The sequence below is a fragment of the Nocardia sp. CA-151230 genome, from assembly GCF_050942175.1.
Classification (GTDB): domain Bacteria; phylum Actinomycetota; class Actinomycetes; order Mycobacteriales; family Mycobacteriaceae; genus Nocardia.
This window is the reverse complement of the sequence record NZ_CP192061.1, coordinates 1-23,746: the sequence shown is the minus strand read 5'-3', so window position 1 is coordinate 23,746 and position 23,746 is coordinate 1. Positions and strand designations below refer to the sequence as shown.

Genomic DNA, 23,746 nt, shown 5'->3' with positions numbered 1-23,746 from the left:
CTGCGTGGTTACGCGGGCTGCCGCCTCCGGGCCCTGACCGCTCATGCCAGTGCCGCGACCTCCGCCTCCAGAGTCTGCACCAGTCCCTCCGCCGGCCGCTCGCCGCACACGCCCAGCCAGTTGGCGAGCATGCGGTGCCCGCCCTGGGTGAGCACGGATTCGGGATGGAACTGCACACCGTGGATGGGCAGATCGCGATGCCGCATAGCCATGACGATGCCGGATTCGGTGCGGCCCAGCACCTCCAGCTCCGGCGGCATGGTCGCCTCGAGGACGGTCAGCGAGTGGTAGCGGGTGGCGATGAACGGATCCGGCAGACCGGCCAGCACGCCCGCCCCGATGTGGAAGACCTCGCTGGTCTTGCCGTGCAACAGTTCGGGGGCGCGGGTCACGGTGGCGCCGAACGCTTCTCCGATGGCCTGATGACCCAGGCAGACGCCGAGCAGCGGAGTGGCGTGGCGGGCGGCGGCGTGCACCAGGGCGATGCTGGCGCCGGCGCGATCGGGGGTGCCGGGCCCGGGGCTGATCAGCACCCCGTCGTAGTCCTGCACAACCTTGTCCACATCCGCGAGCCGATCATCGTCGTTGCGCCAGACCTCGGCATCCACACCCAGCTGTCCGAGATACTGGACCAGGTTGAACACGAAGCTGTCGTAGTTGTCGACGACCAGTACACGCATGATTCGAGAGTAACGGGCTCCCCCACCTCCCCGAAACTTCAGCGGGCAGCTTGGGGAGCGTTTCGTGTCCCACACCCGTGCCGCCGGTCGCGTGCCGAAACAATTTTGGACGTACCCGGCGAGTCACCCTCTCGCCTCCCGAAACCGGTCGTCGCCTTGAGATGCCTCGAGTGAGCTGGGATAACCTTTACGCAGACAGACCGCCGAATACGAGGACGTCATGCCTAAGTCAAAGGTCCGGAAGAAGACCGATTACACGATCAACCCGGCCAGCCGCACCCCAGTGCGGGTGAAGTCGGCAGGACCGTCGCCGGTCTGGTACGTCGCAATCATGCTCGGCTTCATGCTGGCCGGGCTGGCCTGGCTGCTCGTCTACTACCTGGCGAACGAGCACATCGGCTGGATGAGCGACCTGGGCGCGTGGAACTTCCTGATCGGGTTCGGCCTGATGGTCGTCGGCCTGATCATGACCATGCGCTGGCGCTGAGTCCAGCACATGTGTGGCTTACACCATTGTTATTCATACACACCTGTGGATGAGCCTGTGGACAACTCGAGGAGGGAGTGGGGACAGTGACAGCCCCCGATCCCTCCTCCCGTCTGGCCTGGTCCACACCCCCGGCCGCGCTCGCGGCCTGCGGCGTCGGCGCCATCGTGCTGGCCGTGGCCGCCTTCGTCACGAACGACGCTCCCGGCCGCCTGCTCATCGGAGTGGCCGCGCTGGGACTGCTCTTCCTCACCGGCATGGGGTTGCGGCAGCGGCCGCGCCTGGCGATCGAGCCCGGTGACCCTGTGCATATCGTGGTGCGCGGCCTGACCGGGTCGCAGCGCTACACGCCTCAGCAGATCCTGCGCGTCCGCGTGGTGTACTACCGGCGACTCGGCCGGCGGATGCCCATGCTCGAGATGGATGTGGATCACCACGGCGAGGACAAGCTGCTGATCCTGGGCCGCTGGGATCTGGGCACGCACCCCGAGGATGTCCTCGAGGTGCTGCGTATTCACCTGGCGCGCTAGAGGCTCGGCACGGCCAGCACCGTCGCCAGCACCGCGAGCAGCGCCACCACCGCCACCGCCGCCCAGCCGATGTTCAGCGCGGTGCGGGTCTCTCGAATCCCCAGCCAGCGCGGCACGTAGAGGATGCCGGTGGTGGCGACCGTGCCCGCCAGCAGTCCGCCCATATGCGCCCAGATGGAGATGCCGGGCACCGAGAAGGTGATGATCAGGTTGATCACCAGCAGCACCGCGATCTGGGTGAGGTTCTGCCGGGTGCGCAGCATGATCACGGCGACCGCGCCGAAGATGCCGAAGATCGCGCCCGACGCGCCCGCCGAGGCGGTGAGCGGATCCGACAGCGCGGTCACCGCCGCCGAACCGCCGAGCAGCGAGGCCAGGTAGACGGCCACGAATCGCCCACGGCCCAGCGCCACTTCGCAGTACGGGCCGAGCACGTAGAGCGCGAACATATTGGCCAGCAGGTGAATCGGCCCGTAGTGCAGGAAGCCCGAACCCAGCACCCGCACCCAGCCGCCGTCGCCGACGAAGGCGGGCACCAGCACCCAGTCGTAGAACAGCCGCGATCGCTGGTTGTCCATCACACTGTGGGCCTGGAGCGCGGTGGCCGCGTAGACGATCACATTGATCGCGATCAGCGAGTAGGTGACGTACGGGTTGGGTATCCGCGACACCGCTGTCCCGGCGGCATTGCGGACCGGCCGGACGTCGTTGCGGCCCTGCTGGACACACTCGACGCAGTGCTGGCCGACCGCGGCCGGGGTGAGGCATTCGGGACAGGCCGAGCGCCCGCACCGGGTACAGGCCAGACCGGTGGGCCGGTCGGGATGGCGGTAGCAGGTCGGCGCGGGCGGCTGGGGTTGCATGTGAATTCTCTTCGGCTCTGGCCTGATTCGGCCGATGTCAGGAGATGGTGATGCTGTTGATCACGACGTCGCCGTCCCTGGGCCGGTCGTCGTCATCGGTGGGCAAGTCGGCGATGGCGTCGACCACCTTGCGGGATTCGGGGTCGAGGACCTCACCGAAGATGGTGTGCTTGCGGTTCAGGCCCGGCTGCGGGCCGAGGGTGATGAAGAACTGGGAGCCGTTGGTGCCCGGCCCGGCATTGGCCATGGCCAGCAGATAGCCGCGGGTGAACCGCAGCTCCGGGTGGAATTCGTCCTTGAATTCGTAGCCGGGACCGCCGCGTCCGGTGCCGGTGGGGTCGCCGCCCTGAATCACGAATCCGTCGATCACGCGGTGGAAGATCGCGCCGTCGTAGAACGGTCCCGAGTCGGTGCCGGAGGCGTTCTTCGTGGTGTACGGCGCGGAACCGTCGGCCAGGCCGAGGAAGTTGCGGACCGTGGCGGGGGCGTGGTTACCGAAGAGCGAGATCTCGATGTCACCGAGGCTGGTGTGCAGCGTCGCCACGGCGGTCTGATTCGGTGAGGTCACGCCCGCCAGCCTAGGCGCAGTGCTGGGGCGCGCCCGGAATCGGCACACTCCCCCGCTTCCCCGGGACCTCAGCGGGCGGCTGAGCGCCGTCGGCGTAGCCCACCCGTGCCGGCGGTTGGGCGCCGAAACAGTTCCGGGGGTACCCGGCGAGTTACCCCGAAAGTTGCAAAATCAGTCGTCACGGTCGAATCTGCCCGTTTTCGGGCACAAAAGTGGCAAAAACGGCGTCGGCATGGCATGTTCTGTCGGGTGAATGACGGGGTTCCGGTCGATCTGGTGCGCCATGTCGCGGCCTCCACCGGCCTGCCGCCCGCCGTCGCGGCCCGCGTGGTCGCCGATGTCGTCGGATACTTCGACGAGACCGCCGAGCAGTTCGTGCGCCGCAGACATGCCGAACTGCAGGGCCGTCAGGTCCGCAATGCCGAGATCTGGCAGCGCCTGGCGGCGGAACTCGCGCAGCGCCCGGTGGCCGCCCCCGACTTCACCGAACGACAACTGCGTCGCATCGTCTACGGGTGAGGAGTCCGTCGCGCAATGTGTGGAATCGTCGGTTACATCGGGCACCGTGAGGCCGTCCCGGTCCTGCTGGAGGGCCTGCACCGGCTCGAGTACCGGGGCTACGACTCCGCGGGACTGGCCGTGCCGCACCGCGGCCGGCTGCGGGTCACCAAGACCCAGGGCCGGGTCCAGGACCTGCGCGACCGGGCCGACGCCGAAGGCGCCCGGCTGCGCGGCAATGTGGGCATCGCGCACACCCGCTGGGCCACCCACGGCGAGCCCTCCGACGCGAACGCGCACCCGCACACCGACGGCTCCGGCCGGATCGCGGTCGTGCACAACGGCATTGTGGAGAACGCCGAGGAACTGCGCGCCGCGCTGACCGCCGACGGGGTGGAATTCGTCTCCGACACCGACACCGAGGCCATCGCGCACCTGGTGGCCGCCGCCCTGGACGGGGCCGAGACGCTCGAGGACGCGGTCCGCACCGCGCTGCACCGGGTCGAGGGCACCTACGGCCTGCTGGTGCTCGACGCTCGCCGGCCCGACGAACTGGTGGTGGCCCGCAACGGCTCCCCCATCGTGCTCGGCGTCGGCGACGGCGAGATGTTCGTGGCCTCCGACGTGGCCGCCCTGGTGCACCACACCCAGCGCGTGGTGTTCCTCGACGACGGCGAGCTTGCCACCGTGCGCGCGGGCGAATTCCGCACCAGCACACTCGGTCTCGAGGCGCGCCGCACCGACAAGATCCCCACCACCATCGATATGGCGGCCGAGGACTACGCGCTGGGCGGGTACCCGGACTTCATGCGCAAGGAAATGGCCGAACAGCCCGACGCCGTGCGCCGGGCGCTCCGCGGCCGCCTGGACGAACGATTCGCCACCGCTCACCTGGGTGGCCTCAATATGGACGCGCGGGAGCTGCGCGGCATCAGCAAGGTGGTGTTCCTGGGCTGCGGCTCGGCCTACTACGCGGGCCAGCTGGGCGCGCAGCTGGTCGAGGAGCTGGCCAGGATTCCGGCCACCGCCGAGCCCGCCTCGGAATTCCGCTACCGCAATCCGGTGGTGGACCCGGATGCCCTGTACGTGGCCATCAGCCAGTCCGGCGAGACCCTGGATACCCTTGCGGCCGTTCAGGAATTGCAGCGCAAGGGCGGCCGGGTGATCGGCGCGGTGAACGTGGTCGGCAGCGCCATCGCCCGGGAGTGCGGTGCGGGCGTGTTCCTGCACGCGGGCCCGGAGGTGTCGGTGGCCTCCACCAAGGCGCTCACCAATATGACGGTGTCGTTCGCCATGCTGGCGCTGCTGCTGGGCCGGGTGCGGGACCTGTCCGCGGCCGGCGGTGAGCGCATCGTCAGCGGACTGCGCGCGCTGCCCGACGCGATCGACGCGGTGCTGGCCGCCGACGAGGAGATCGCCGATATCGCGTCCCGATTCGCCAAGGCACGCAGCATGTTCTTCATCGGCCGGGTGCGCGCCTGGCCGGTGGCGCGCGAGGGCGCGCAGAAGCTCAAGGAGATCTCCTACATTCACGCCGAGGCGTACCAGGGCTCCGAGCTCAAGCACGGCCCGCTGGCGCTGATCGATCCGGAGATGCCGAGCATCGTGCTGGTCCCCGGCGACGAGCTGCTGGCCAAGAACATCACCACCATCGAGCAGATCAAGGCGCGCGGCGGGCCGGTCATCGCGGTCACCAACACCGATCTGCCGGATGGCCTGGCGGACGCGGTGATTCGGGTCCCGGCGGTGTGCCCGGAACTGGACGCGATCATCCTGACCATCCCGCTGCAGCTGCTGGCCTATCACACGGCCATGGCGCTGGGCCGGGACGTGGACAAGCCCCGCAATCTGGCCAAGAGCGTTACCGTCGAGTAACCGCGTTCGCTCCCCCGTTCGTGCATGAATTCCATTGCTGTGCCAGCATGGTCGGATGGAGCTGGGGAGCGTTCGTAACAAGATCATCGTGGCCGCCCTCGTCGCGATTGCGGGCGGCGTCATCGCGTTCTTCGTGAGCAAGCGCCCGCAGCCGCAGGCGCCGGCCGCGGAGCCGCCGCGCCTGGGCTACTCGCGCAACGGCTCGGCGCCGACTCCGGACCTGACGCCGACCCACTGACGGGTCGGCGGCATCGGCCGACGGGTCAGCGGCTCACCGACCGTTTGTACTGATTCAGTGCCAGCGGCACGAAGATCGCGAGAATCACCACGATCCACATCAGGGTGGTCGCGACCGGGTGCCGCATGGGCCAGACATCCGCGCTCAGCCCCATCGGGCTGGTGTTGCCGAACAGGTCGCGGGTCGCCTGCGTCACCGCCGACACCGGATTCCACTCCGCCACAACACGAAGCACCGTGGGCAGGTTGGCGGTGGGCACGAAGGTGTTGGCGATGAAGGTGAGCGGGAAGATCACCATGAAGTTGGCATTGTTGTACACCTCCGGCGCCCGCACGATCAGGCCGATCGTGGCCAGGATCCACGACATCGCGTAGGCGAACAACAGCAGCAGGACATACGCGAGCACGGCGTCGAGGAGGGAGCCGCGGATCCGCCATCCCACCACCAGGCCGGTCAGCGACATGACGATCAGACTGACCACATTCGTCACCATGTCCGCCGCGGTGCGGCCGATCAGCACCGCGGACGGCGCCATGGGCAGCGAGCGAAAGCGGTCGATGATGCCCTTCTGCATGTCCTCGGCCAGGCTCAGACCGGTATAGGTGGCCCCGAACACCACCGTCTGGGCGAAGATGCCGGCGATCAGAAATTCACGGTAGGACGTGCCCTGCACGGTGATCGCCGAGCCGAAGACGTAGGCGAACAACAGCACGAACATGATCGGCGCCAAGGTCGAGAAGACCAGCACGTCCGGCACGCGCCGAATCTTGATGACATTGCGCTTGGTGATGGTCAGGCTGTCGCTGACGACCATGGCGAGTCGCTGTGCGAGCGAGGGCTTCTCGGCGACGGCGAGGATTGCGCTCATCGGGCACCACCTTCCATCTTCTCGTCGGCGGAACGATTTCCGTTGACCAGCTCCTCGGCCTCGTGCCCGGTCAGCGACAGGAACACGTCATCCAGCGAGGGTCGGCGCAGACCGACATCATGGATGCGCACTTCGTGTTTCGTGAGTTGCCCGATGGCGTCCACCAGGGCCTGCGAGCCGTCCTCGACCGGCACGACGATGCGTCGCAGGCCGGGTTCGAGGCGAATCTCCCCGTGCGCCAAGCCTTCCAGCGCCTGCTGTGCGATGGCCAGATTGTCGGCATGGTCGACGACGAGCTCGATGCGGTCGCCGCCCACCATGGCCTTGAGCTCGTCTGAGGTGCCCTCGGCGATGACCCGGCCGTGGTCGATGACGGCGATGGAATCGGCCAGCCGGTCGGCCTCCTCCAGGTGCTGGGTGGTCAGCAGCAGCGTGGTGCCGCCCGCCACCAGTTCCTCGATGACATCCCAGAGATCCAGGCGCGCACGGGGATCCAGGCCCGTGGTGGGTTCGTCCAGGAACAGCACCGGCGGATTCGCCACCAGCGCGCCGGCCAGGTCGAGCCGCCGCCGCATGCCGCCGGAGTAGCCCTTCACCGGCCGGTCGGCCGCGTCGGCGAGCCGGAAGCGGTCCAGCAGCTCGCGGGCGCGCTCCTTACTGCGCTGCACGCCCATGTGGTACAGCCGCCCGACCATCTCCAGATTCTCGAAGCCGGTGAGGTATTCGTCGACGGCCGCGTACTGGCCGGAGGTGCCGATACGGGAGCGCAGCAGCTGCGGATCCTTCAGCACGTCCACCCCGGCGACGGTGGCGCGGCCCGCGTCCGGGATCAGCAGGGTGGTGAGCACGCGCACGGTGGTGGTCTTGCCCGCGCCGTTGGGGCCGAGCAAGGCGGTCACGGTGCCTTCGGGAACGGACAGGTCCAGGCCGTCGAGGGCGACCAGATGGCCGTACCTCTTGACCAGACCCTCGGCGACTATCGCGTCGGGCATGATGCTCCTGGTGTCTCGTGGTTGGTCTGACGCAACGGCTCTCAACTGCCATTACACCAAAGAGGCCGCATCCCGTTGGGGGTCCGGCGGTGCTCGGGGTTGCCGGTACGGGATGCGGCCGATTCGATGATCCGCCCACACACCGGCCACGATCGCGAGTAGTGCACTACTCGAATCGATTTCGGCGAAGAGCGCATTTCGGTCACGTCGCCATGGTCTCACCCGGGTACGACACTTTTTCCGCGAAAAAACTTGGAACGCGGGCCCCCGATAGCCACACAATCCGAATTCGTCGCGTAGGATCGTTCCCGTCGGCCCCTCCCCCCCGGGCCGACCTTACGCGGGCCTCGGCTAACTCCCCCCCTTCGCCGAGGCCCGCCCCCATTCCCGGAGTAGGTTCGCCCCGCGGCGGGATCACCGTCCGGCGCCGGAATCGCTCAGACCAACGGCCGAATCATATTGCGGCGCAGCACATGCCCGTACAACCGGTTGATGCCCTTCACCCGCACCGTGGCCAGATGGCGCAGCATGAATTCCGGGTCGGTCTCGATCGCCGCCGCCGCACCGTCGTCGACCAGCACCGTGCCCGGCCGGGCCACACCGGTGAGCCGTGCCGCGGTATTCACCACCGAGCCGTAGAGGTCGCCGAAGCGTTGCAGCACCTCGCCGTAGGCCAGACCCACCCGCAGTTCCTGGGTGACGCCGTACGAGGCGATGGCGGCCTCCTGCACGGCCAGCGCGATGCGCGCCCCCTCGGGGGCGGTATTGGCCGCGAACATGACTTCGTCACCGACGTTCTTGATCACCCAGCCGCCATTGGCGACGATCGCATTGCTGGTGGCCGTCTCGAAGGCCTCCAGCAGCGCCGACAGCTCATCGGCCTCCAGGTGACGGGTCAGGCGGGTGTAACCGACCATGTCGGCGAATCCGACGGCCAGCTCGCGCACCGTGTCCCCGGCCACCGCTCCCCCATCCAGCGACCGCGCCAGCGCAGCGTCCAGGTGCCGGCGGAAGGCGTAGCGCTGCAATGTCTCGAACTCGGTGACCACCTCGTCGGTGGCGATGCGGGCGGCCTCGGTCGGATCGATGTCCGGCCGCTCGCGGGTGATGGTGGAGATGCGATCCAGGATCTCCTCGGTCACCAGATCGACCTGCCACTCGGCCAGCCGGGCCATGGATCGGCCCAGCGTGCGCGCCGCGGTGGTCTGCCGGTGCACGTCCGCGGAGGCCAGCACGTGCAGTTTGGCGAAGGTCCGGGCGCCCTCGATATCGGAATCGCCGTACTCCACGGCGTCGTCGTCCGGGTCGGCCGGGAAACCGAGCGCCACCCACAGCCGCCGGGTGACGCTTTCGGGCAGCCCGGTCAGGTCCGCCACCTGGTGCCGGTTGTACTTGCGCGGTCCGCTCAGCAGATAGGGCTCCACCACGGACTGCACCAGTTCGGACATCTCAGTGGGCGCCATACTTCGACCTTACGGCGTGAATCGACCGGAAAACCCCCGCTTGTTTCGTGTCACAGCCGCGAACTTTCCCGATCGGTTTCATCGGCGCCAGCGAGTGAAACCGCGGTGATACCGCCGTGAATCCACGCCCGCACTCTCCTCTCAGCAGCGGCCGCCACGGTCGCGAACCAGAGGGAGAACCATGACCACCGCCCCGCGCCCACCGGCGATCACGACGACCGGGCTGCACAAGTCCTACGGCGACCACCACGTGCTCGACGGCATCGACCTGAATGTCGAAGCCGGAACCATCTTCTCGCTGCTCGGACCGAACGGCGCGGGCAAGACCACCACGGTGCAGATCCTGTCCGCTCTCATCGCCGCAGACGGCGGCGAGATCAGGGTGGCCGGGCACGACCCGCGCACCGAACCCGACACGGTGCGCGCCGCCCAGGGTCGGAAGCTGATGCACCGCTTCGGAATTCACGCCGAGCGGGGCGCGGCCGGTGACCAGGATCCGCAGGTCGCGGGTCAATGACACCAGCGCACTGACCAATTCGGCGGCACCGGTCAGCACCTGTTCGCAGTTGTCCAGTATCAGTAGCGATCCCGCACCCAGCTTGCGTGCGATACCGCCCACCGCGGTGGCCGCGCCGCCACCGGGCACCACCTGTGTCAGGGCTGCCGCCGGATCGCCTGCGCGGGAGTGTCTTTCGGCGGCGCGACGCATCCGGCGAACGGTGGGCCGATTCGTCATCGGGTTGACGAAATCGGCACACCGTCAGCGGTTTTCAGCGGGTGGTGACCTCGTGCCAGAGGTCGGCGTCATTGCGCTGACGCAGCTTGCTGATTCCGAAGACAACGGCGGCGATCACAACGAGGGTGAGGACGAATTTCATGTCTCCCACCCTACTTGGCGGAGTCTTGACGAACAAACATAGGACTCCTATGGTTTTCGGCATGACGATCCCAGCCCCCGCCGGATACACCTACGACAGCCCGAATCTCACGTCCTCCCCGATCTCACTGGGCGAGCTCGCCGAACTCCAGCGGTCGCTGCTGTGGAGCGCCGAGGACGCCGCAGCCCTGCGGCGCGCCGGGGAAATCCTGGTGCCGCAGACCGATCGAATCCTCGACGTCTGGTACGGATTCGTCGGCGCGAACAGTCATCTGGTCGCCACCTTCGCCGGCGCCGACGGGAAACCCGATCCGGCCTACCTGGCCGCCGTGCGCGCCCGGTTCGGGCGGTGGATCGCCGATGTGTGCACCCGCGAGTACGACGCGAACTGGCTGGCCTACCAAGAGGAGATCGCGCGCCGGCACCACACCTCCGGCAAGAATCGCACCGATGGGGTGGACTCACCCGCCACCCACATCCCCCTGCGGCATCTGCTCGCGCTCATCGTGCCGATCACCGTGACGGTCCGCGACTTTCTCGGCGCGACCGGCGCGCCCGCCGCCGACGTCGATGTCATGTATCACGCCTGGTTCAAGGCGATCACCCTGTCGGCGGTGCTGTGGGCCAGGCCGTACAGTCCTGACCTGTGGTGAATGCGGGAGACAACACCGGCGTCGACCGAACCGGAGCGGAGGTCGCGGACAAGGTGGTCGCGGCAATGGACCGGATCGCCCGCGGCGTCCGCGCCCACCGTCAGGCCATCGCCTCGCGCACCGGCCTGACGCCCCTGCAACTCGAATTACTGCGCACCCTCGCCGAGGGTCCGCCGCCGGAACCCCTCACCGGGCTGCTGGCCGCCGAACTCGGGGTCAGCCAGCCCACGGTGTCGGATTCGCTGCTGGCCCTGGAACGCAAGGGTCATGTGGCCCGGCAGCCTGCCCCGGGCGACCGGCGGCGCAGCGCCATCGTCCTCACCCCCGACGGCGTCGAACTGGCCGCCGAGATCCGCGCCGAGGACGACGTGCTGCGCGCCTGCGTCGCGGATCTGCCCGGCGCACAACAGGATCAGACCCTGCGCACCCTGCTCGACCTGATAGCCGGGCTGCTCCGGGCAGGGGTGGTGCAGGTGGCCCGCACCTGCACCACCTGCCGCTTCTACCGCCCGGGCGATGCGGGCACGCCCCGCTGCGACCTGCTCCAGCAGCCGCTCCCCCCGCGTGACCTCCGTGTCAACTGCCCCGAGCACCAACCGGCAGCCGACTGAGCACGGCGTTTGACCTGGGCCAACTCCGACATGTACCTTCGTGCAGGTCTGGGGCCTTAGCTCAATTGGCAGAGCACTGCCTTTGCAAGGCAGGGGTTAGGGGTTCGATTCCCCTAGGCTCCACAAACGAAAAAGCCGCAGGCTGCCTCGCAGCCTGCGGCTTTTTCGTATTCCGTGCGCGTCGTATCCGGATGCGGCAGTGGCCTGATCGTGAAAATGAAAAAAGCCTCCCGGGATTCCCGGAAGGCATTTTCGATCTTTTGAGTGGGCCTAGGAGGACTTGAACCTCCGACCTCTTCGTTATCAGCGAAGCGCTCTAACCGCCTGAGCTATAGGCCCTCAGTGGGTGTTCGAAGTGTGTGACTCGAACGAGGCAGAAGATTACCGTACCGGAGCGCCGATAACCAAAACGGCCGGTCAGCGCCCTGCACAGCGCAGGACGGACCGGCCGTAGCGGCGGATCGAAACAGCGGTTTCTAGTCGGGATCGGCCAGGGTGACCTGGATGCCGCCGACCAGATCGGTGCACTGGTTGTAGACGAAGACGCCGACCGTGGACAACGCCGTCAGCAGCACCACATTGATGAGACCGATCACACCGGCGTAGCCGAAGACCGTGCCCGCGTCGATGAGCGCCGAGCTGGAGCTGTCCGAGACCATGTCGGTGAAGGTGGAGTTCAGGCGCTCCCACACACCCATGCCCTCGAGCACCAGGTACAGCAGGCCGACCGCCAGCATCCACACGAAGAACATGGCCACGCTGATCACCAGCGAGACCTTCAGCGTGGACCACGGGTCGATGTGGCGCAGCTGCACGGTGGCGCGCAGCGGCTCACCGGTGGCCGCGGCCTGGGCCACCGCCGCGGGGGCGGACGGCGAGACCGGACCGGCCGGCGCGATCGGCTCCGGCGGCGGCAACGGGTGCCGCAACTCGGACAGATCCGGCAGGTCCTTGACCAGTTCAGGGCGGGAGATGCTGCGGGTCGGTCCGTCGATGCCGACGGACTTCACCATGGCCGCCTCCTTGCGCGCCGCCTTGGCCGCCAGGTCGGTGGTCGTGCGGGCATTGGAGACGCCGGCGTTGAGGCCGCCGCCCTGCAGACCGCCGCCCTTGAGGCTGGCGGTGCTGCCCGGCGTCGGGGCCTGGCCCGGGCGGTACAGGTTGGACTGCGGCTCCCGCTGCGGCAGCTGCGACCAGCCTTCCTGGAAGGGCGAACCGCCCTGGGCGTCCGCGGCCTCCGGTGCCGCGGCCGCTGCCGAATTGTTACCTTCCGGCCCGAAATCGCCGGACTTGTCCGACAATTCGGGTGATTGCGGCGCACCGCCGTCGTTCCCGCCGGTCCGCGGAATAGGCCGCGGCGGAATCGGGGACGGGGCGATTCGCTCGGTCACGCCATTGGCATGACCGCGCTGGTCATTCGGCTGATTCGTGGTCAATGGTGAATCCTTCGATCCGTTTGTGCCGCCGCTGCTGTGGTGAAACTACTGCTTCGCCGAACCGCTGGTGTCATCTTCGGCAACCTGGTCGGGCTCATCCGCGTTCCGGGCGATCGCGAGCAAAATATCGCCCTCGCCCAGGTTCATCAACCGCACGCCCTTGGTTTGGCGACCGGCCTTGCGAACCTGGTTCGCCGCGGTGCGAATGACACCGCCACCGGAGGTGATCGCATACAGCTCATCATCATCATTGACGATGAGCGCACCGACCAGATTGCCACGCTTCGCGTCGTACTGGATCGTCAGCACACCCTTGCCGCCGCGACCCTGCGCCGTGTACTCGTCGATGGCCGTGCGCTTGGAGTACCCACCCGCCGTCGCGACAAGCAGATAGATGCCCTCCGCGTCGCGAACCACGTTGAGCGACAACAGTTCATCGTCGGCATTGAAGCGCATGCCCTGCACGCCGGAGGTGGCGCGGCCCATCGGGCGCAGCACCTCGTCATTGGCATTGAAGCGGATGGACTGGCCGTGCCCCGACACCAGCAGCAGATCGTCGTCCGCCGAACACAGTGCCGCACCGACCAATTCGTCCTCGTCGCGCAGGTTCACCGCCACGATGCCGCCGGTCCGGTTGGAATCGAAGTCGGTCAGCTTGGACTTCTTGACCAGACCCTTGCGGGTGGCCAGCACCAGATAGGGCGCGTCCTCGTAGGACTTGATCTGAATGACCTGGGCGATCTTCTCGTCCGGCTGGAAGGCGAGCAGGTTCGCCACGTGCTGGCCGCGCGCGGTGCGGTTGGCCTCGGGCAGCTCGTAGGCCTTGGCCCGGTACACCCGGCCCTTGTTGGTGAAGAACAGCAGCCAGTCATGAGTGGAGGTGACGAAGAAGTGCTTGACGATGTCGTCCTGCTTGAGACCCGCGCCCTGCACGCCCTTGCCGCCGCGCTTCTGCGAACGGTAGAGGTCGGTCTTGGTGCGCTTGGCGTAGCCGGTCTCGGTGATCGTCACGACCACGTCCTCGCGGGCGATCAGATCCTCGTCCTGCACATCGCCGTCGGCCGCGATGATCTTGGTGCGGCGGTCGTCGCCGTATTTGTCGACGATCTCCGCCAATTCGTCACGGACGATGGCGCGCTGCCGCTCCGGCTTGGCCAGGATGTCGTTCAAATCCGCGATCTCGGCCTCGATCCTGGCCAACTCGTCCAGGATCTTCTGACGCTCCAGGGCCGACAGGCGGCGCAGCTGCATATCGAGGATGGCGGTCGCCTGGATCTCGTCGATCTCCAGCAACTGCATGAGGCCGCTGCGCGCGGTCTCGGTATCGGCCGAACGGCGGATCAACGCGATCACCGCGTCCAGCTGATCCAGCGCCTTCACCAGACCGCGCAGGATGTGGGCCCGCTCCTCGGCCTTGCGCAGCAGGTACCGGGTACGCCGGACGATCACGTCCAACTGGTGATTCACATACAGCCGGATCATCTGATCCAGGCGCAGCGTGCGCGGCACCCCGTCGACGATCGAGAGCATGTTGCAGCCGAACGAGGTCTGCAGCTGGGTGTGCTTGTAGAGATTGTTCAGCACCACCTTGGCGATGGCGTCGCGCTTCACCGTGACCACGATGCGCAGACCCGCACGGTCCGAGGACTCGTCGTGGATGTCGGAGACACCCGCGATCTTGCCGTCCTTCACCTGCTCGGCGATCGCATTGATGAAGTTGTCCGTATTGACCTGGTACGGCAGCTCGGTGATGACGATCGTGGTGCGACCCCGGTTGTCCTCCTCGATCTCCACCACACCGCGCATACGGACCGAACCGCGACCGGTGGTGTAGGCGTCGTGGATGCCCTGGGTACCGACGATCAAGCCCGAGGTCGGGAAGTCCGGACCCTTCACCCGCTCCATGCACGCCGCGAGGGTGGCCTCCTCGTCGGCCTCGTGATTGTCCAGCGCCCAGTAGATGGCCTCGGCCAGCTCGGTCAGGTTGTGCGGCGGGATATTCGTGGCCATACCGACGGCGATGCCGTTGGAGCCGTTCATCAGCAGCGCCGGCACCCGGCTCGGCAGCACGACCGGTTCCTGGGTCTTGCCGTCGTAGTTCGGGATGAAATCGACCGTCTCGTGGTCGATTTCGCGCAGCATCTCCATCGCCAACGGCGTCAGGCGGCACTCCGTGTAGCGCATGGCGGCCGCGCCGTCATTGCCGCGGGAACCGAAGTTGCCCTGGCCGTCGACCAGCGGGTAGCGCATCGCCCACGGCTGCGCCATGCGCACCAGGGTGTCGTAGATGGCCGAGTCACCGTGCGGGTGGTAGTTACCCATGGTGTCGGCGACCGGGCGCGCGGACTTCACATAGCCGCGGTCGGGCCGATACCCGTTGTCGTACATCGCGTACAGGATGCGGCGATGCACCGGCTTCATGCCGTCGCGCACCTCCGGCAGCGCGCGGCCCACGATCACGCTCATGGCGTAGTCGATGTAGGAGTTCTGCATCTCCTGCTGGATGTCGACCGGCTCGATGCGGTCGCCACCCGAAGGCGGAAGCGAAGTCTCAGTCATGAATTAGTCTCCGTAGGAAGTCATTTGGGGCGGATCCGAGTGCAAGGAGGCAGGGGGCCGGAGGTTCGATCCCCCTGTGCCCCGCCGGACTACACGTCCAGGAACCGCACGTCCTTCGCGTTGCGAGTGATGAAGCTGCGGCGAGCCTCCACGTCCTCACCCATGAGGATCGAGAACAGCTCGTCGGCCGCAGCCGCGTCATCGAGCGTGACCAGACGCAGCACGCGCACGCTCGGATCCATGGTGGTCTCCCACAGCTCCTTCGGGTTCATCTCACCGAGACCCTTGTAGCGCTGGATGCCGTCGTCCTTGTTGATCTTCTTGCCGGCCGCCAGACCACGCTCCAGCAGACCGTCGCGCTCCCGGTCGGAGTAGGCGAACTCCGGCTCGGACCGCTGCCACTTCAGCTTGTACAGCGGCGGCATGGCCAGGAAGACGTGACCGTGCTCGACCAGCGGGCGCATGAAGCGGAACAGCAGGGTGAGCAGCAGCGTCGAGATGTGCTGGCCGTCCACATCGGCGTCGGCCATCAGCACGATCTTGTGATAGCGCAGCTTGTTGATGTCGAACTCGTCGTGGATACCGGTGCCGAACGCCGTGATGATCGACTGCACCTCGGTGTTCTTCAGCACGCGGTCGATGCGCGCCTTCTCCACATTGATGATCTTGCCGCGCAGCGGCAGGATCGCCTGGTACATCGAATCGCGGCCGGACTTGGCCGAACCACCGGCGGAGTCACCCTCCACGATGTAGATCTCGGACTTGCTCGGATCCTTCGAGCGGCAGTCGGCCAGCTTGCCCGGCAGACCGCCGATATCGGTGGCCGACTTGCGGCGCACCAGCTCACGCGCCTTACGGGCCGCGACCCGCGCCTGCGCCGACGAAACAGCCTTCTGCACAATCGTCTTCGCATCGGCCGGGTTCGCCTCGAACCAGTGCGAGATGTGCTCGTTGCAGGTGCGCTGGACGAAGGACTTCACCTCGGTATTGCCGAGCTTGGTCTTGGTCTGGCCCTCGAACTGCGGGTCGGCGATCTTCACGCTCACGATGGCGGCGAGACCCTCACGGATGTCGTCACCGGTGAGGTTGCCTTCCTTCTCCTTGAGGAGCTTCTTGTCCTTCGCGTACTTGTTCACCACCGTGGTGAGCGCCGCGCGGAAGCCCTCCTCGTGGGTGCCGCCCTCGTGGGTGTTGATGGTGTTGGCGAAGGTGTGGACGGACTCGGAGTAGCCCGAGTTCCACTGCATCGCGACCTCGACCTCGTGGCCGGTGCCCTTACCGGTGAAGCCGACGATCGAATTGTGGATCGGCGTCTTGGTCCGGTTGATGTGGCGGACGTAGTCCTCGAGACCGCCCGGGTAGTGATAGGTGCGGGTCTTCAGCTTCGGTTCGGCGGCGGGCGCGTTCTCGTCGAGATGCTTGGGCGCCTCGGCGGTTTCGCTCACCACCTCGTCGGTGATGTCGCCCTCGTGGATCCGCTGATCGGTCAGCGTGATGGTGAGGCCCTTGTTCAGGAACGCCATCTCCTGCAGGCGGCGGGCGACCGTCTCGAAGCTGAAGGTGGTGGTCTCGAAGATGTCCGGGTCCGGGAAGAACCGGATGGTGGTGCCGGTCTTCTTGGTCGACTCGCCCTGGATCAGCTTGCCCGGCTTGGCGTCCTTGTACTCCTGCGTCCAGTGGTAGCCGCCGTAGTTCACCTCGGCCTCGAGGCGGGTGGACAGCGCGTTCACCACGGAGATGCCGACACCGTGCAGACCACCCGACACCGCATAGGACTCGCCGTCGAACTTGCCGCCGGCGTGCAGCTGGGTCATGACCACCTCGATGGTCGGCACACCCTGCGCATGCATATCGGTGGGGATACCACGACCGTCGTCGACGACCTCGACACCGCCGTCGGCCAGCAGGGTGACATCGACACGCGTGGCATACCCGGCCATCGCCTCATCGACCGAGTTGTCGACGACCTCCCAGATCAGATGGTGCAGGCCGCGCTCACCGGTGGAGCCGATGTACATGCCGGGGCGCTTGCGTACCGCCTCCAGCCCCTCGAGCACCGTGATCGAGGTCGCGCTGTACGACTGATTGCCCTGCTTGGTCGAGCCTTCTGCGTTGGAGTCCATGGCAGCCACTGGTGGGTAGCTCTCCTTACTTGCTGATCCCCCCGGCACAGTGCATGACACGCGTGGAGCCCTCAGACGCTGTCTGCTCGAGTACCCAGACGCTGTCTGCTCGAGAATTACGGGGGCTCACGCGCGGGCGCTGCGGAACGCGCCGGGAGGTATCGCCGCTAGTTACTCCCCCATCCTACTGGTACGACCGACAGAGAACCCACCTATGACACCCCTGAGTGGGCCGTAGGGTCATGAAATCGACCAGCGATATGACCCGTTATGGGTGCGGGGTGTTCCGGAAGCCTCAGCGGGCGATGTGAGCGCGGGGCCGGAGCGGTTTGCGCGAAGGTTCTCCGTGATCTCCGCTCCGCGTGACGATCTCTTCTCGTTCCACGTGAAACAAACACCCCGGAACGGGAATTCGCGGCCTACCCGTAGGTGTCGCGCGGGCCCCGGCCCTTGATATGCCGCTCGCCCTTGCGCCAGCTCGGTGCGGTCGGGCCGTTGATCCGGAGCTGTTTGACGACACCGTTGCCGACCGCGGCCGCGATCTTGGCGAGGATCTGGGACTGGAACATGCGCAACTGAGTCGCCCAGGCCGTGGACTCGGCCTGAATGCTCAGCACACCGTTTTCCAGCGAGATGGGCTGCGCGTGGGACGCGATGTCCTCGCCCACCACGCTGGCCCAGCGGCCGAAAACCGTGCCCTCGGCGACCTTGGCCGACCAGCCGCGGCCCTTGGCCAGCTGCATGGCCAGCGCGGAGAGGGTCTGCGGATCACGCTCGTCCGGATGCGCACCCGACCAGCCGCTGCGCCGCCGCAGGGCACGGACGCCACCCTTGCGCGGCGAGGCTCGGCCCTGACCCACCGACTTACCGGCCGCGCGCGCCGCGGCACGTGCTTCTTCGAGGGCGCGGCGAGCCAGGTCGACGCCGCGCAACTCCGGTTCCGGGCCGGTCTCGTCGCTGGATCGGCGGGGGGCACCAGGATTCGCCTCGGGCGGGGTGCGGTCGTTGCCTTCGGTCGGCTCGGCCATCCACAACTCCTTCCACACCTGGGAATCCCGATGATCATCGGCGGTTCGTCACGTGATTCTGCCGTATCGCACCGACGGATTCACCGGCACGACGCGCGATTCCGTCGCAAGGTCACATGGACGCCGACTCGGCTATCCGGGACGCCCGGTGATCGGCCTCGCCCGTGGTCTCCACCCGCAGCGGCGCGGCATCCAGCTCCGGCGGCACATCCTCGGGCACAGCGGCGGTGATCAGCACCTGCTCGGCGCCGGTGGCGACCGCCGCCAGGGCGGTGCGACGCCGGCGATCCAGTTCGGCGAACACGTCGTCGAGAATGAGCACCGGATCGGTTCCGGCGGAACGCAGCAGCTGGAAGGCCCCGAGCCGCAAGGCCAGGGCGAAGGACCAGGACTCGCCGTGACTCGCGAAGCCCTTCGCGGGCGCGGAACCCAGCATCAGATCCAGATCGTCACGGTGCGGGCCGACCAGGCACACCCCGCGCTCCAGCTCCTTGGGACGCGCCGCGGCCAGCTCGCACAGCAGGATCGCCTCCAGCGCCTCCTCGTCCTCGGCCTGTGGCGCCCGCGCGGGATCCAGGAATTCCGGTGGCAGGCTCGCACTGCGGTAACCGATTGCCGCGGGCCGGGATTCGGGCGCGATATCCGAATAAGCCTGTGCAAGATGTGGATAAAGGTCGTGCACCAGCCGCAGCCGCTGCGCCAGCAGCACCGCCCCGTGCGCCGCCAGATGGCCGTCCCAGACATCGAGGGTGCTCATCTCCGCGCCACGCGCACCCGAACGGGCATTGCGCCCAGCCGTTTTCAACAGCGCCGACCGCTGCCGCAGCACCTTGTCGTAATCCGCGCGCACGCCGGCCAGCCGCGGCAGTCGCGCGGTGGCCAGTTCGTCCAGGAAGCGCCGCCGCTCGCCCGGATCCCCGCGCACCAGCGACAGATCCTCCGGCGCGAACAGCACGGTCTGCAGAATCCCCAGGATCTCCCGCGGCCGCCGCACCGGTGAGCGATTGATCTGGGCGCGATTGGCCGCGCCCAGATTCAGCTCCATGTCCACTCGCAGCTCGCGGCCGGTATTGACCACCGTCGCACCGATCCGGGCCTTCTGCGCGCCGATCCGGATGAGCGGAGCATCGGCCGCCACCCGGTGTGAGCCGAGTGTGGACAGATAGCCGACGGCCTCGATCAGGTTGGTCTTGCCGTTCCCGTTGGCGCCCAGGAAAACCGTTCCACCGGGCGAAAGTTCGAGTTCGGCGGCCTCCCAGGACCGGAAATCGCGCAGCGACAGCGCACGCACGTGCATCCGGCTAGTCCACCATGCCCGCGATCGGGTCCAGTACCGGCCCCGGCTGGGGATACTCGAACGCGCGCGGCGAATCCGCCACGCGCGCCGAGTTTTTCACAGGTTTGTCAACACTGTGCACAGGTGTGTCATCCGCGCCGGGCCGATGGGTCGCCGAACGGGCTCAGCCCGGCAACCGCACCGGCATCAGCAGGTAGATGTAGCTGCCGCTGAGCGCCGAGAACGCGCCCGACTCCAGCTGGGCGGGCTCTTCCTCCGGCGCCGGCAGGAACACGGCCGGACGGCTGGGAGTGGTGAACCCGAAGGTCACCCGATCCGAGTGGGAGGCGGAGAGACCGTCGAGCAGATAGCCGGGGTTGAAGGCGATGGTCAGCGGCTCACCGCGGAACTCGGCCTCCAGCCACTCCTCGGCGCGGCCGGCGTCGTCGCCACCGGCGGAGAGCAGCAGGCCCTCCTCGGAGAACTCCAGCCGCACCTGGGCGCCGCGCTCGGCCACCAGGGCCACACGCTTGATGGCCTCGGTCAGCGCGTTCACCGCGAGGGTGGCGATGGAGGTGTGCTCCTTGGGGAGCAGCTGACGGAACTTGGGGAATTCCGCGTCGAGCAGGCGTGTGGTGGTCCGGCGGCCGCCGTTCACGATGCCCAGCAGGCCGTCGGTGCCGGTACCGAACGCCAGCTGCACCGGCTGATCGGACGCACCGAGGGTCTTCGCGGACTCGGACAGGGTGCGGGCCGGGACCAGCACCGCGGTCTCCACATCGGCGCGACCCGGCTGCCATTCCAGCTCGCGCACGGCGAGACGGAAGCGGTCGGTCGCGGCGAGGACCACCTTGGGGCCCTCGATCTCGACGCGGATACCGGTGAGCATGGGGAGGGTGTCATCGCGGCCGGCTGCCACGGCCACCTGGGAGACCGCCTCGGAGAACAGGTCCACCGCGAGCTCACCGGTCTGCGGAGGCAGCTCGGGAAGCTGGGGATAGTCCTCGACCGGCATGGTCGGCAGGGAGAACTTCGCGCTGCCACAGGCGATCAGCACGCGAGTGCCGTCCACCGACACGTCGACCGGCTTGTTGGAGAGCGCCTTGGTGATATCGGCCAGCAGGCGGCCCGACACCAGAACCTGACCCGGACCGGCGACCTCCGCGGCCACCCGCATCTGTGCGGAGACCTCGTAATCGAAACCGGAGACCGTCAGGCCGTCCTCGTCAGCCACGAGAAGCACGCCACCGAGCACAGGAACCGGAGGCCGCGACGGCAGGCTGCGGGCCACCCAGGCTACGGATTCGGCGAAGTCCTCGCGGGCGACCCGAAACTTCATGCTTGCAAGCTCCATCGCCCGGTCTGTCCTCTCCACTGTCGGTCGTTCGGATCTTCGGATCAGTAATCGGCAGTCTCGCACACGGGGCCGACACCAAACCGTACCTGCGCGAGACCGACGTGCCTACGCCGACCCTCCGGCTCACCACCGGAAGTCTCGTGGGCTCCGAGGGTCGTTGCCCCTGAACCCGTTCGGCACCGATCCCTTGCCCGTCCTTCTCCTTGCTGCCCGATCGGGTGGGGAGGGGCTGCCCATCGAACCGTGTCCTCCCAACCCGAGATTCCACACACCCTGTTTTAGAAGAACCTTTTCTAGAAGAAGAACTGAAGTAGTAGTAGGTCCTGTTAGTTCTGTGGACTTCGGCCATTCACCCAGGTCGGAGCGTCCGGCGGCGTGTGGATGTCGTCGGGGTGGCTCGAGGATGAACAACGCGTGGCTGTGGAGTTGACCTGCTGCTCCACAGCTCTCCTCGAGCCATCCTCGAGTTGGTCCCACGTTTCGGGCCATGCTGCGCACATCTGAGCGAAACCGGGGACAACTCGAGGATTCCTCGAGGACCTGACATGGACTCCTCGAGGAATCCACAAGCCGCTGAGCGCATCCGGGCAGGTCAGCCCTCGAGGATGAATCCACCTGTGGGAACTGTGCACGAAAAGTTGTGCACCCCTGTGCATGACGGCCTGGGGGCAACCCGGTGGACAACAGTGGGATTCCTCGAGGAGTCCACACACCTTCCTCGAGGACTCCTCGAGGAATCCACAACCCCGGAAAACAAAGAACCCCACGTCAGACGACGTGGGGTCCTGTGGATTGTGGATCAGCGCGAACGCTGTTTGATTCGGGCTGTGAGTTCTTGAACCTGGTCGTACACGCGACGCCGCTCGGTCATCTCCTTGCGTACTTTTTTCTCCGCGTACATGACCGTGGTGTGGTCGCGGCCGAAGGCCTGGCCGATCTTGGGCAGGGAGAGATCGGTGAGCTCGCGGCACAGATACATGGCGATCTGCCGGGCCTGCGCCAGCGGCCGCGCCTTGCCGGGACCGGTCAGCTCCTCCAGCGTGGTGTTGAAGTACTCCGCGGTCACGGCCATGATCGTGGCCGCCGTGATCTCCAGCGTCGCGGTGTCGGGCATCAGATCCCGCAGCACCACCTCGGCCAGCGACAGATCCAGCGGCTGCCCGTTCAGCGACGCGAACGCGGTGACGCGGATCAGCGCGCCCTCCAGCTCCCGGATATTGCGCTCGACCCGGCTGGCGATCAGTTCGAGCACATCGTGCGGCACGTCCAGGCGGTCCATGCGGGCCTTCTTGCGCAGGATCGCGATGCGGGTCTCGAGCTCCGGCGGCTGCACATCGGTGATGAGCCCCCACTCGAACCGGGTGCGCAGCCGCTCCTCCAGCGTCGCCAGCTGCTTGGGCGGCCGGTCGGAGGACACCACGATCTGCTTGTTGGCGTTGTGCAGGGTGTTGAAGGTGTGGAAGAACTCCTCCTGGATACCTTCCTTGCCCTCGATGAACTGGATGTCGTCGACCAGCAGGATGTCGGTCTCCCGGTAGCGGCGCTTGAACGCCACCTTCCGGTCGTCACGCAGCGAGTTGATGAAGTCGTTGGTGAATTCCTCGGTGGACACGTACTTCACCCGCATGCCCGGGAACAGCCGCTGCGCGTAGTGGCCGGCCGCGTGCAACAGGTGTGTCTTGCCCAAACCCGAAGCGCCCCAGACGAACAGCGGATTGTAGGCGCGCGCCGGCGCCTCCGCGATGGCCACCGCCGCGGCGTGCGCGAAGCGGTTCGAGGCGCCGATGACGAAGGTGTCGAAGGTGTACTTCGCGTTCAGGCTGGCCGAGGACGGGGCGGGCGCGGGCTCGCGTTCGGGCGTCCGGTTGAAGTAGGTCGGCCACGAATTGCGGACATTGACCACGGGTTCGTCGTCGTGCGCCTCGTCCAGCGGCCGGCGCGCGGCCGGTTCCTCCGAGTAGCGCGGCGCGGGTTCGTCCGAATAACGCTGGGGCGCGGGCTCGTCCGAGTACCGCTGCGGGGCGGGTTCATCGGCATAGCGCTGGGGTTCGTCGGAATACCGCTGCGAGGCGGGACGGATGGGTCCGTCGTCGGGGTCCGGCGAGAACAGCGACTCCTGCCCGGGCGGCATGGGCGCGCTGCGATGGTTGTCGCGGCGGCGGGGCGGCGCGGGCGGCTCCCCGACCGGCATCGGACGGTCCGGCGCCGACATCGGCAACTCTTCGGCCATCGGCGGCTGCCCGAATTCCACAGGTGGATAGGAATCGCGCTCGTCGTATTCGGCCGAGTAGTCCTGGGGAGGCAGGTAGCGCGGTGCCGCGTACTCCTGCGGACTCGGATACATGGGCTGTGGACGCTCGCCCATCGGCGGATCGGCCGGATACGCGGGAGGCGCGGGTTCGGGTTCGCGCGGGCGTTCGGGCCGGGAGGTCATGCGCGCGTGCCGCGGGGCATTCCCCGAGCGACCGGCGGGGGGATGCTGCTGCGCGCGAATACGCACGCCCAGGCCCTCGACCTGGAGACCGCGGCGGGCCAGGGATCGCAAAATGAGCTCCCGCAGGTCCCGCTCGACCGTCACCTGCGCCATCGTGCCCGGCACCGAGAGCAGAGCGAAGCCCTGCGCGAAGGTGATCGGTTCGATAGTGTTCAGCCACGCCTTGTGGGCCTTGCTGACCGGCTGGATCTCCCCGTCCGCGGAACCACTCGCCAACTCGGCGATCACCTCGGGCCAGACAGCCGTCAGCACATTCTGCTCGTCGTCCAC

Annotated in this window: 21 protein-coding genes, 2 tRNA genes and 1 pseudogene; 9 read left to right on the top strand and 15 right to left on the bottom strand. The window is 67.3% G+C overall.

Features of this window, described 5'->3' with window-relative positions; all coding sequences use genetic code 11:
* Nucleotides 1-41 precede the first annotated feature (41 nt).
* Nucleotides 42-680: an aminodeoxychorismate/anthranilate synthase component II gene (locus ACQP1O_RS00120; protein ID WP_433563916.1), complete on the bottom strand. Its 639-nt coding sequence runs from the start codon at nucleotides 678-680 to the stop codon at nucleotides 42-44.
* 220 nt (nucleotides 681-900) lie between these two features.
* Here ACQP1O_RS00120 and crgA point away from each other — a divergent pair, with 220 nt between their 5' ends.
* Both crgA and ACQP1O_RS00110 read left to right on the top strand, forming a co-directional pair.
* A complete protein-coding gene (gene crgA, locus ACQP1O_RS00115) occupies nucleotides 901-1,167 on the top strand; it encodes a cell division protein CrgA (RefSeq protein ID WP_040862582.1) in 267 nt (88 codons plus the stop codon).
* A gap of 86 nt (nucleotides 1,168-1,253) precedes the next feature.
* Nucleotides 1,254-1,697 (top strand): PH domain-containing protein, encoded by a 444-nt coding sequence (locus ACQP1O_RS00110; RefSeq protein WP_433563915.1) that lies wholly within the window; start codon nucleotides 1,254-1,256, stop codon nucleotides 1,695-1,697.
* On the opposite strand, the gene ACQP1O_RS00105 is transcribed toward ACQP1O_RS00110, so the two are convergent.
* Both ACQP1O_RS00105 and ACQP1O_RS00100 read right to left on the bottom strand, forming a co-directional pair.
* The gene (locus ACQP1O_RS00105) at nucleotides 1,694-2,560 is read right to left on the bottom strand and encodes a rhomboid family intramembrane serine protease (RefSeq protein WP_433563914.1); all 867 of its coding nucleotides are present in this window, start codon (nucleotides 2,558-2,560) and stop codon (nucleotides 1,694-1,696) included. The genes ACQP1O_RS00110 and ACQP1O_RS00105 overlap by 4 nt on opposite strands.
* Before the next feature lie 37 nt (nucleotides 2,561-2,597).
* On the bottom strand, nucleotides 2,598-3,137 hold the full coding sequence (locus ACQP1O_RS00100; RefSeq protein ID WP_433568001.1) for a peptidylprolyl isomerase: 540 nt from the start codon (nucleotides 3,135-3,137) through the stop codon (nucleotides 2,598-2,600).
* A 240-nt stretch (nucleotides 3,138-3,377) separates the two neighbouring features.
* Here ACQP1O_RS00100 and ACQP1O_RS00095 point away from each other — a divergent pair, with 240 nt between their 5' ends.
* Genes ACQP1O_RS00095 through ACQP1O_RS00085 form a run of 3 tightly spaced genes read left to right on the top strand, consistent with a single transcriptional unit; the run spans nucleotide 3,378 to nucleotide 5,739 of the window.
* Entirely contained in the window at nucleotides 3,378-3,647 is a 270-nt protein-coding gene (locus ACQP1O_RS00095; protein ID WP_354847388.1) for a hypothetical protein, read from the top strand.
* Between the two features lie 15 nt (nucleotides 3,648-3,662).
* Entirely contained in the window at nucleotides 3,663-5,501 is a 1,839-nt protein-coding gene (gene glmS / locus ACQP1O_RS00090) for a glutamine--fructose-6-phosphate transaminase (isomerizing) (RefSeq protein ID WP_354847385.1), read from the top strand.
* A 55-nt stretch (nucleotides 5,502-5,556) separates the two neighbouring features.
* On the top strand, nucleotides 5,557-5,739 hold the full coding sequence (locus ACQP1O_RS00085; protein ID WP_433563913.1) for a hypothetical protein: 183 nt from the start codon (nucleotides 5,557-5,559) through the stop codon (nucleotides 5,737-5,739).
* Between the two features lie 25 nt (nucleotides 5,740-5,764).
* Here the strand turns inward: ACQP1O_RS00085 and ACQP1O_RS00080 are convergent, their stop codons facing one another.
* The 3 genes from ACQP1O_RS00080 to ACQP1O_RS00070 all read right to left on the bottom strand — a co-directional run bounded on the left by ACQP1O_RS00080 (nucleotide 5,765) and on the right by ACQP1O_RS00070 (nucleotide 9,062).
* Nucleotides 5,765-6,607 (bottom strand): ABC transporter permease, encoded by an 843-nt coding sequence (locus ACQP1O_RS00080; protein ID WP_433563912.1) that lies wholly within the window; start codon nucleotides 6,605-6,607, stop codon nucleotides 5,765-5,767.
* A complete protein-coding gene (locus ACQP1O_RS00075; protein WP_433563911.1) occupies nucleotides 6,604-7,599 on the bottom strand; it encodes an ATP-binding cassette domain-containing protein in 996 nt (331 codons plus the stop codon). Before ACQP1O_RS00075 ends, ACQP1O_RS00080 begins: the two co-directional genes overlap by 4 nt.
* A gap of 437 nt (nucleotides 7,600-8,036) precedes the next feature.
* On the bottom strand, nucleotides 8,037-9,062 hold the full coding sequence (locus ACQP1O_RS00070) for an adenylate/guanylate cyclase domain-containing protein (RefSeq protein WP_433563910.1): 1,026 nt from the start codon (nucleotides 9,060-9,062) through the stop codon (nucleotides 8,037-8,039).
* A 181-nt stretch (nucleotides 9,063-9,243) separates the two neighbouring features.
* Here ACQP1O_RS00070 and ACQP1O_RS00065 point away from each other — a divergent pair.
* Nucleotides 9,244-9,498, top strand: a pseudogene (locus tag ACQP1O_RS00065) (ATP-binding cassette domain-containing protein); the annotation flags it as partial.
* Nucleotides 9,499-9,832: 334 nt separating this feature from the next.
* On the opposite strand, the gene ACQP1O_RS00060 reads toward ACQP1O_RS00065, so the two are convergent.
* Nucleotides 9,833-9,940 carry a DLW-39 family protein gene (locus ACQP1O_RS00060; protein ID WP_354848972.1) on the bottom strand — a complete coding sequence of 36 codons (108 nt, stop codon included), beginning with the start codon at nucleotides 9,938-9,940 and terminating at the stop codon, nucleotides 9,833-9,835.
* 61 nt (nucleotides 9,941-10,001) lie between these two features.
* Here ACQP1O_RS00060 and ACQP1O_RS00055 point away from each other — a divergent pair, with 61 nt between their 5' ends.
* The 3 genes from ACQP1O_RS00055 (at nucleotide 10,002) to ACQP1O_RS00045 (ending at nucleotide 11,326) form a co-directional block, all read left to right on the top strand.
* Complete coding sequence (locus tag ACQP1O_RS00055; protein WP_433563909.1) at nucleotides 10,002-10,592, top strand: protoglobin domain-containing protein; 591 nt, start codon at nucleotides 10,002-10,004, stop codon at nucleotides 10,590-10,592.
* A complete protein-coding gene (locus ACQP1O_RS00050) occupies nucleotides 10,586-11,203 on the top strand; it encodes a MarR family winged helix-turn-helix transcriptional regulator (RefSeq protein WP_433563908.1) in 618 nt (205 codons plus the stop codon). Before ACQP1O_RS00055 ends, ACQP1O_RS00050 begins: the two co-directional genes overlap by 7 nt.
* Before the next feature lie 50 nt (nucleotides 11,204-11,253).
* Nucleotides 11,254-11,326, top strand: a tRNA-Ala gene (locus tag ACQP1O_RS00045).
* A 142-nt stretch (nucleotides 11,327-11,468) separates the two neighbouring features.
* Here the strand turns inward: ACQP1O_RS00045 and ACQP1O_RS00040 are convergent.
* From ACQP1O_RS00040 to dnaA, 8 genes are all read right to left on the bottom strand, one after another.
* Nucleotides 11,469-11,542: transfer RNA gene (locus tag ACQP1O_RS00040), tRNA-Ile, on the bottom strand.
* 137 nt (nucleotides 11,543-11,679) lie between these two features.
* Nucleotides 11,680-12,639, bottom strand: a complete 960-nt coding sequence (locus ACQP1O_RS00035) for a DUF3566 domain-containing protein (protein ID WP_433563907.1) — start codon at nucleotides 12,637-12,639, stop codon at nucleotides 11,680-11,682.
* Nucleotides 12,640-12,684: 45 nt separating this feature from the next.
* Nucleotides 12,685-15,198 carry a DNA gyrase subunit A gene (gene gyrA, locus ACQP1O_RS00030; RefSeq protein WP_433563906.1) on the bottom strand — a complete coding sequence of 838 codons (2,514 nt, stop codon included), beginning with the start codon at nucleotides 15,196-15,198 and terminating at the stop codon, nucleotides 12,685-12,687.
* 89 nt (nucleotides 15,199-15,287) lie between these two features.
* Nucleotides 15,288-17,321, bottom strand: coding sequence for a DNA topoisomerase (ATP-hydrolyzing) subunit B (gyrB, locus tag ACQP1O_RS00025; protein ID WP_433563905.1), 2,034 nt, complete (start codon nucleotides 17,319-17,321; stop codon nucleotides 15,288-15,290).
* A 419-nt stretch (nucleotides 17,322-17,740) separates the two neighbouring features.
* Nucleotides 17,741-18,349, bottom strand: a complete 609-nt coding sequence (locus tag ACQP1O_RS00020) for a DUF721 family protein (RefSeq protein WP_433563904.1) — start codon at nucleotides 18,347-18,349, stop codon at nucleotides 17,741-17,743.
* Between the two features lie 112 nt (nucleotides 18,350-18,461).
* A complete protein-coding gene (recF, locus tag ACQP1O_RS00015) occupies nucleotides 18,462-19,646 on the bottom strand; it encodes a DNA replication/repair protein RecF (protein ID WP_433563903.1) in 1,185 nt (394 codons plus the stop codon).
* A 163-nt stretch (nucleotides 19,647-19,809) separates the two neighbouring features.
* Nucleotides 19,810-20,979, bottom strand: a complete 1,170-nt coding sequence (gene dnaN / locus ACQP1O_RS00010; protein WP_433563902.1) for a DNA polymerase III subunit beta — start codon at nucleotides 20,977-20,979, stop codon at nucleotides 19,810-19,812.
* 802 nt (nucleotides 20,980-21,781) lie between these two features.
* Nucleotides 21,782-23,746, bottom strand: a complete 1,965-nt coding sequence (gene dnaA / locus ACQP1O_RS00005; RefSeq protein WP_433563901.1) for a chromosomal replication initiator protein DnaA — start codon at nucleotides 23,744-23,746, stop codon at nucleotides 21,782-21,784.